General features: G+C 34.6%; 10 protein-coding genes. 2 read left to right on the top strand and 8 right to left on the bottom strand.

What is annotated here, in order from left to right:
* Positions 1 to 315: 315 nt before the first annotated feature.
* From JCM6256_RS02540 to dhaK, 8 genes are all read right to left on the bottom strand, one after another.
* Complete coding sequence (locus JCM6256_RS02540; protein WP_025080261.1) at positions 316 to 819, bottom strand: SLAP domain-containing protein; 504 nt, start codon at positions 817 to 819, stop codon at positions 316 to 318.
* A 63-nt stretch (positions 820 to 882) separates the two neighbouring features.
* Entirely contained in the window at positions 883 to 1,143 is a 261-nt protein-coding gene (locus JCM6256_RS02535; RefSeq protein WP_025080260.1) for a hypothetical protein, read from the bottom strand.
* 352 nt (positions 1,144 to 1,495) lie between these two features.
* Entirely contained in the window at positions 1,496 to 1,840 is a 345-nt protein-coding gene (locus JCM6256_RS02530; RefSeq protein WP_025080259.1) for a type II toxin-antitoxin system YafQ family toxin, read from the bottom strand.
* A 3-nt stretch (positions 1,841 to 1,843) separates the two neighbouring features.
* Positions 1,844 to 2,140, bottom strand: coding sequence for a type II toxin-antitoxin system RelB/DinJ family antitoxin (locus tag JCM6256_RS02525; RefSeq protein WP_025080258.1), 297 nt, complete (start codon positions 2,138 to 2,140; stop codon positions 1,844 to 1,846).
* 235 nt (positions 2,141 to 2,375) lie between these two features.
* Positions 2,376 to 3,083 carry an MIP/aquaporin family protein gene (locus JCM6256_RS02520; protein ID WP_025080257.1) on the bottom strand — a complete coding sequence of 236 codons (708 nt, stop codon included), beginning with the start codon at positions 3,081 to 3,083 and terminating at the stop codon, positions 2,376 to 2,378.
* A gap of 18 nt (positions 3,084 to 3,101) precedes the next feature.
* Positions 3,102 to 3,473 (bottom strand): dihydroxyacetone kinase phosphoryl donor subunit DhaM, encoded by a 372-nt coding sequence (dhaM, locus tag JCM6256_RS02515; protein WP_025080256.1) that lies wholly within the window; start codon positions 3,471 to 3,473, stop codon positions 3,102 to 3,104.
* Positions 3,470 to 4,054 carry a dihydroxyacetone kinase subunit DhaL gene (gene dhaL / locus JCM6256_RS02510; RefSeq protein ID WP_025080255.1) on the bottom strand — a complete coding sequence of 195 codons (585 nt, stop codon included), beginning with the start codon at positions 4,052 to 4,054 and terminating at the stop codon, positions 3,470 to 3,472. The genes dhaM and dhaL overlap by 4 nt, the downstream gene beginning before the upstream one ends.
* Before the next feature lie 13 nt (positions 4,055 to 4,067).
* On the bottom strand, positions 4,068 to 5,063 hold the full coding sequence (gene dhaK, locus JCM6256_RS02505) for a dihydroxyacetone kinase subunit DhaK (RefSeq protein ID WP_025080254.1): 996 nt from the start codon (positions 5,061 to 5,063) through the stop codon (positions 4,068 to 4,070).
* Positions 5,064 to 5,298: 235 nt separating this feature from the next.
* On the opposite strand from dhaK, the gene JCM6256_RS02500 reads away from it, so the two are divergent.
* Together JCM6256_RS02500 and JCM6256_RS02495 are read left to right on the top strand one after the other, a co-directional pair.
* Positions 5,299 to 5,688: a hypothetical protein gene (locus JCM6256_RS02500; protein WP_025080253.1), complete on the top strand. Its 390-nt coding sequence runs from the start codon at positions 5,299 to 5,301 to the stop codon at positions 5,686 to 5,688.
* Between the two features lie 496 nt (positions 5,689 to 6,184).
* On the top strand, positions 6,185 to 8,155 hold the full coding sequence (locus tag JCM6256_RS02495; protein WP_025080252.1) for a glucose PTS transporter subunit IIA: 1,971 nt from the start codon (positions 6,185 to 6,187) through the stop codon (positions 8,153 to 8,155).
* Positions 8,156 to 8,160: the final 5 nt, after the last annotated feature.

The raw sequence follows: 8,160 nt of genomic DNA, 5'->3' as shown, positions 1-8,160 counted from the left end.
AAAAAATTCGCATTCTATTTTAGGATGCGAATTTTTTTGTTTATGATGGAAGATTTGGGACGTATTTTTTTGGGGAAATACATTCATTCGATTGAATGAAAATTAATTGCACTGCTGTAGTGCAAAACAAAAGTTTAATGGAAATGCTTGTTTTAAAAATATATAGGAGGATTTAAAAATGGCTAAAAATATTCTATTAATCTGTGGTTCAGGTACTTCATCGTCTTTTATTAAATAAGACTGTGTACTCCCTTTTTTAATGCAATAAAAAACCTGTTAACGGGAAAAATTATAGAGTCTTTTTAATTATCTTCTTTAGATATTAGCCTTCTTAATATAGCGACCTTTGCCAATTCTGACGAACTTACCCTTCTTGCCAAGAACAGTCACATGTTTACCTTTCTTCAAGGCTTTGGCATGCTTAATTCTCTTGCCTTTAGCATTATAAACGTAAGCGTTCTTCTTCAAAAGACGAGTTGACTTGCTACTCTTGGTTAATTTAGCTGGAGTTTGAGTTTGTTCAATACCATCTTTAACAGTTCTAGTGATTGTGACACCAAAAGGACGATTTTCAACCTTACTAATGCCATTAATTGTTGGCCCAACCACTTTGGTATATGCTATATCACGAGTGGTCAACGTATAGCCATTATCTTCTAGTCCAGGTTGCCATCCATCAGTCCCTTTTTTATGATCCCAGTTAACTTCATCAACTTGGTGATCATCCTTGCCACCAACTAAGGTATAATACAAGTGTTTCTTAACTGATTCACGTAAGACTGAACCATCAAGTGCCCGATCAGTATAAGTAATTGGCAAAAAAATTTGTTGAGCATAGGTACTATTTTGTAACGGTGAAACTTTTTCAATCTTACCGTTATTTCAAACCAAAGTTAAAACACCATTCATCAATAATGATGAGAAGTGGTTACGAATATCCTGGCGCTCACTTTTACTAATATCGGCAAAATTATTAGCTGAAGTATATGGATGTGAACGCACTACGCTTGGCATCGTATAATATTCAGTGTAGGTCGTGGCGGTTTCCACTGCGTTAACTTTTTGGTTGTTCAAATAAGCAGCACCTGCAGTTGCTAAAACTACAGCGCTGGCAATGGCTGCTATTCTATTTTTAAACTTCATATTTTTCTCCTCCAAGAGTCAAATAACTTTATAGCAGTAATTATTAAACAAAATTTGATTAATTTCAACAGCAAATATTTGGTATTCCTTTTAATTTCAAGCCTTCTGAATATTTCCTATAGTAAATTATTGCCCTCTGTTCAATGTATTAAAAAAGCGTTAAAAAATAGTAATATTTCGTAGATATCCACAAAGTACATTAGCGGACATTGAATAAAGGAAGCGAAATATAAAATCATGTAAACATGAAATTTGATGAAAAATAAAAATACGCTTTTATAAGCGTGCGATACTTTCTGTGATTTTCTGAAAAACTATTTTTAATTACTAGTTTAAGGGGTTGACGTTTAGTTTACATTAAACTTCCATTTCTGAGTTCTTTATGTGTAGTTATTGTTGTAAATCTAATTGTCTTTTTAGATTCTATTTTATAATAGACGACTAATAAATTTCCTAAAATATGATATTCATTAAATCCAATCCATGGTTCGTCAGTTAATTCATGATCGTAAAAAGGGCCATCAGGATCATGAGAATTGTTTCCGTTACGGGGTAATTTGCCATCTCGCTTAAGTATTTTCATAGTATACTTAAGCGTTTCGATAGCGTCACCAGCTTCATCATCTGTTAAATTAAAAGTTTTCTTCAAATTAGCAAAACGTTTATCAAAAACATTAGTTGTAGTAATTTGATACATAAACTAAACTCCTAATTTTTTGAAATATTCATCTAAATCGTCTACTTTATTATCATCATCAGGAATTAATCCATTAACAATAGCTAGCTCTTTAATCATTGCTTTTTTACTTTCTTCATCGAAAGCTTCATTTTTGTCAGGAACAACCTTAAGACTGAAGGGAACTGCTTGTTCTCTGGCCACACGGGTAACGAAAATATTAAGCAATGCAGATGATGATAACCCCATTTTTTCTGCAGCTTGAGTAAACAAACTTTTTGTTTTTTCATCAACTTTAAAATTCATTGAAGCAGTTGCCATAGCTTATCTCTCCTTTTAATGTTCTATTGTATGTCTAACATATATAATGATTATACTAATTAGACATATTTAAAACAACTGAAATGATCTTATATCATAAGTCTATATTAATTATTACAATACAAGAAAATTGAAGATAAATTAAAAGAACTTACTCCAATATAATATTGGAACAAGTCCTCAATGGCATAATATCAATGATGTGTCCGAAAAATACGGTCACTGTAAAATATTTTTATTTAATTAAATATTGTAAGCCTGCGGCTAAAATACCACCTACGATTGGTCCTACCATTGGAACCCAAGCATAGCCCCAATTTGCATCTGATTTGTTAGGGATTGGTAAAACTGTGTAAGCCAATCTTGGAGACCAGTCACGAGCAGGGTTTAAAGCAAATCCAGTTGTACCACCCAATGCTTGACCAATAACCATAATTAACAAGCCGACTGCAATTGGCTTTAATCCTTTGTCGAAATCGCCTAAATTAAGTAGCGCAAATACAAAGATGAAAGTAGCAATTGTTTCACTTAAGAAGTTAAATAAATTGTTTTTAATTGCTGGGCCTGTAGCAAAAATACCAACACTATTTCCTTCTTCAGGAGTCTTAGTCTCTTTAAAATGAGGGTGAAATTGAATTGCTACTAAAGCTGCACCAATAAAAGCACCTAAGAATTGACCTAGTAAATATGGACCTACTTCGCTCCAAGGGAAGTAGCCAAAGAAAGCAAAACCAAGAGTTACAGCTGGGTTTAAGTGTCCTTCAGAACCTAAGCTAGCAGCTACATATACACCAAAGGTAACAGCCATGCCCCAAGCTATTGTGACGTAAAGCCAGTTAGAGCCTTTGGCATATGATTTTTTCAAATTGATCGCTGCGCCACATCCTGTACCAAGGACGATCAATACCATGGTTCCAAAGAATTCTCCGATAAATCCTGACATGAGAGCACCTCGTTTCTTTTAATCTTTAATTGTTAATGGTTTAAGTTGCTTTTCAATATCATCCAAGCTAACTCCAGCTTGAATTAATGAAGCAGCAGTATATGCACCTTCAATAAAAGCAGTATTGTATAGATGAACTTTTTTATCAGACATTTCCATTGCCATCTCTAAGTTCATTTTTGCGCTTCCGAGATCATAAAAGGCCAAAATTTCATCTGCGGAATTATTATCGAAAGCGCTCATGATTTTTTCCATGCTTGTGCCAATGTCTCCATCGTTCGTACCACCAGCAGTTGTAATAGGCACATCTTTTGCAACTTGATTTAATAATTTAGGTAGTCCTTCAGCAATATCGGAAACATGTGAAACAAGAGTGATACCTAAACTCATAATAATCCCTCCGTTTCAAGCATTGCTTTAAATAAGTAACTACTTGATTCAGAACCTGGATCAATATGGCCTTTTGAACGTTCACCTAAATAACTTGCACGTCCTTTTTTAGCGACCATATCTTTAGTTGCTTCAACAGATTCTTTAATTTTATCTTCAGTTAAATTGCCAGCCTTAACGTCTGGAACTAAAGTGCTCCACACGTCAACCATGGTTTTATCACCAGGTTTTGCACCACCACGCATTTGAATACCTGCAAGAGCTGCATCTAGCAATTCACCAATATCTTCAGTTGAGGTGCTCTTCTTAGCCATTTCAAGAAAAGCTGTTCCATAAAGAGGGCCAGAAGCTCCACCAACTGTTGAAATAAGTGCCATAGCGATAGTCTTAAAGCCAGTTGTTAAGTCAGCAGGCTTTGTAGCTAATTTTTGTTCGACAGCTTTCATACCACGATCCATGTTGAAGCCGTGGTCACCATCGCCAATTGGTGTATCTAAATCACTTAAATGTTGTTTGTTTTCTTCAACTTTATTTGCAAAGTTATTCATCCAAATTGTTAAAGTATCAGTAGTTAATGCCATTTTTAAGTCCTTTCTACCAAGCAATAGTTTTAACTGGATAATTTAGATAATCCAACCACTTATCGTCTTGGATCTCTAATAAAGTAAGAGAAATTCCAGCCATATCAATTGAAGTCATATAATTGCCAATTTTCATGAATGCTGGTTCGATGTTGAATTCATTTAATTTATTTAAAACATCATTTGCAAAAACATATTGTTCCATCAAAGGAGTAGCCCCCATACCGTTAATTAAGCATGCGTACTTTTTCGAATTATCAAGTTTCATTTCGTCATTTAACTTACCAATTAATTCTTCTACTAAATCCTTTGAAGCTCTAATCTTTTCACGACGGTATCCTGGCTCGCTATGAATACCAACACCAAATTCAATTTCATCTTCTTTAAGTTCAAAACCTGGCTTACCAACTTCTGGATTGGTTGCTGCAGAAAGGGCGACAGCTATTGTTTTAATATTTGGTAATACTTTGTGTGCTAAAGCATCAATTTCATCTAGACTTGCTCCTTGTTGGGCAGCTGCGCCAAGAATTTTGTGCATAAATACTGTTCCAGCAACGCCACGACGTCCTTGAGTATAAAGGCTGTTTTCGACGGCAATATCATCATCGACAACAATTGATTTAACTGGAATATTATCCATACTTGCTAAATCTTTTGCCATATCAAAGTTCATAACATCTCCAGAATAATTTTTTACAACTAAAAAGACGCCTTGACCTTGATTTACAGCTTTAATTGCTTCATAAATTTGATCTGGAGTAGGTGAAGTAAATACTTGACCACAAACGGCTGCACTAAGCATCCCTTCTCCAACATAACCAGCATGGGCAGGTTCGTGACCTGAGCCACCGCCGCTGACAATTCCAACTTTTCCGTTCATAGAATCTTTATCAGAACGGACCACAGCTTCTGTACCTGCAACTTTTTCAATGATTTGAGGGTAAGATTTAGTCATACCTTCAACCATTTCTGGCACAACATTATGTGGATCGTTAATAATTTTCTTCATAAAAAGACCCTTCTTTCAAATAAATACTATGAAATCGTTTACATTATTTAATTATAACTTATTTTGTTTTAGTGGACTAGTTATAAGAAAAGAAGGATGATAGTTATTTTATTTACTTATTATTCTTTATAGTGGCCGATAAACTCTGAAAAGCTCAGATGAACTTTTCAGAAATAAAAAGTATAGTAATTAGGAATATATTGTATTAACATGGAAATATTTAGGAGTGGGGATAATGAAGAAATTTTTTAAAATTTTTATTGCATTGATGATGTGTGTTGGAACTATAAGTTTGATAACTAATACCAACCAAACTGTTGAAGCAAAGAGTTATGCTAAAAAATATCATTTAAAGACATATAAAATTCCAAGTAGGTTTTGGGGTAAGTGGTATCAGGGTAAAGATAAGATAAATATTTCTAAGTATCGCATTGATGGCTACAGTACTTACCGTAGTAAGCATACGGGAATTCTTCCTTATCACAAACGTGTTTATCTTGTAGAACCACATGGTAAAGAAATTATTGTAATGATTCCACAATCTGATGGCTTTAGCTTAAAGCGTAGTGGTCGTTCACTTATTTGGTATTCAATGGGTACAAGAGTTAAGTATCACCGTTATTAATTCAAGGAAGTTACTGAATTATCAATTAAATACGACCGTCGGCTATAAAGAAATATATTGTTTGATATCGATAAAGTTGTAAAAGTGTTAAGCGACTGTATAGTTAAAAACTTTCCCTTTAGCTTGCATTGTGATAAGGGTTAACTTTGGAAATCTTGAAGAGGCAAAGTCCTCTTTAATGAATTGGAAAAGTAGTTATCGGTGTTAAACTTAAGTAGAATATTTTTCGATCGCATTCCTGATTTGGGGATGCGATTTTTTTATTAATTATTAGTGCTTATGCACTTGATGTATTTAAGTGAAAATGTAATATTGTTACATTTTATAAAAAATTGTTTAATAGATTTTTTATAAAATGACTTATTTTTTCTTTACAAAATGTAAATATCATATTAATATCTAAGTATAGAAAGCGCTTACGGCACAAAAATGTTTTAATTGTCAGCTCTTTCGCAAAATGAAATATTGTTACATTTATACGTAAAGGAAGCACATCATGGAAAAGGATAAATATCAATGCCTGAGTGATGAGATCTATGCACAAATAGGTGGTATAGACAATGTTGAATCTCTTATTCACTGTATGACTCGGCTAAGAATTAAGATACGCGATATGTCAAAAGTAAATATGGTTGCGTTAAAGAAAATTAATGGTGTTTTAGGTGTCGTTGAAGCAGACACTTTAGAAATTGTTCTTGGTCCAGGTGTTAATACCAAAGTAGCTACGATCATGAATGATGAAGCAGGAGTTAAGGAAGGGGAAATCTTTCCAACTAATTCTTATCAAGCTAGTAAAAGTGAAGTAGAGAGGAAAGCCGCCGAAGTTCACGCAGCTCATAAGGCGTCTCTTAAAAAGACTTGGTGGAGAGTTGCTTTACAGCATATTTCAGCAATTTTTGTTCCATTAATTCCAGCTTTCGTTGGTGCCGGATTAATTTCGGGTGTAGCAGGTATTTTAAGGAACATGCTTACTGCGAAAATGTTGCCAGAATCTTGGAGTTTAAATATTACTGTTTTGGCAATGATTTCAAGTGCGCTTTTTTCTTTTTTGAACATTTATGTTGGTATTAATACTGCTAAAGAATTCGGTGCTACGCCAGGATTAGGTGGTATTATCGGAGGTATTGTTTACCTTCCTGGCATTGTTGCTCCAATAACTATACCTAACATTTTTGATGGTAAACCATTGGCTGCTGGTCAAGGAGGGATTATTGGAGTCTTACTTGGAGTATGGCTTTTATCTTATGTTGAAAAATTCTTCCACAAGCATATAGCTGATTCGGTAGACATTATATTTACACCATTTTTAACGATTCTAATAATGGGATTATTTACAGTATTCTTCATTATGCCGTTAGCTGGATGGTTCTCAAACTCATTAGTTGGTGCAATTAATTGGGTTCTTAAAGTGGGTGGACCTGTTTCTGGATTTATTCTTGGATTATTATTCCTGCCAATGGTAATGCTCGGTTTGCATCAGATTTTGACACCAATTCACTTAGAAATGATTCAAAAAATAGGTTTTACACCGTTGCTTCCTATTTTAGCTATGGCTGGTGGTGGTCAAGTAGGCGCCGCTATTGCTTTGTGGATAAAATGTCGTAAAAATAAGCAACTTGTTAATATGATCAAGGGTGCTTTACCTGTTGGTATTCTTGGGGTTGGTGAACCATTAATCTATGGTGTTACCTTACCATTAGGACGTCCATTTATTACTGCCTGTGTTGGTGGTGGTATTGGTGGTGCTGTAGTTGCGATGTTTGGTCAAGTAGGCTCGATTGCTATTGGACCTTCTGGTGCAGCATTAATTCCATTAATTGCTAATAACATGTGGTGGGCTTATGTACTTGGGCTTTTAGCTGCATATGCAGGTGGATTTATTGCTACTTACTTTTGGGGTGTGCCAAAGGAAGCAATGCTTCCAGACGATCAAGCAAGTCCTGCTGTTGCTGAAAGAAGAGAAGCTGAAAAAGAAGCTTCTAACTTAGATATGAAAACTTCTACAGTAATTCAAGAAATTGAAGCTCCAGTTTCTGGAAAAATTGAAAATTTGGAAAAAGTAGATGATGAAGTATTTTCACAAAAAATGCTTGGAGACGGGTTCGCAATTATTCCATCTGATGGATCAATTGTAGCTCCACTCGATGGAAAGATCGTAAGTGTTATGTCCACTAAGCATGCATTGACTATGATGTCTGCAAAAGGTAATCTTGAAATTTTAATTCATATGGGAATCGATACAGTAGAGTTAAAAGGCGAGCCTTTTACAATTACCGTAAAAGAAGGTCAAGAAGTTAAGAGTGGTCAACAGCTTGGAACAATGAATATTAATAAGATTAAAGAAGCGGGTAAAGATCCAGTTGTGATGATGACCGTGACTAATACAGAAGTTATTCAAAATATGAAATTATTAAAATCTGGAGAAGTGAAAGCAGGAGAATCTGTATTTAAAGTTAGCAGTAAGTGAGGAAA

The sequence above is a fragment of the Lactobacillus hamsteri DSM 5661 = JCM 6256 genome, from assembly GCF_000615445.1.
Lineage (GTDB): Bacteria > Bacillota > Bacilli > Lactobacillales > Lactobacillaceae > Lactobacillus > Lactobacillus hamsteri.
Note: the sequence above shows the minus strand (reverse complement) of the source record. Positions and strands in the feature narration are given on the sequence as shown.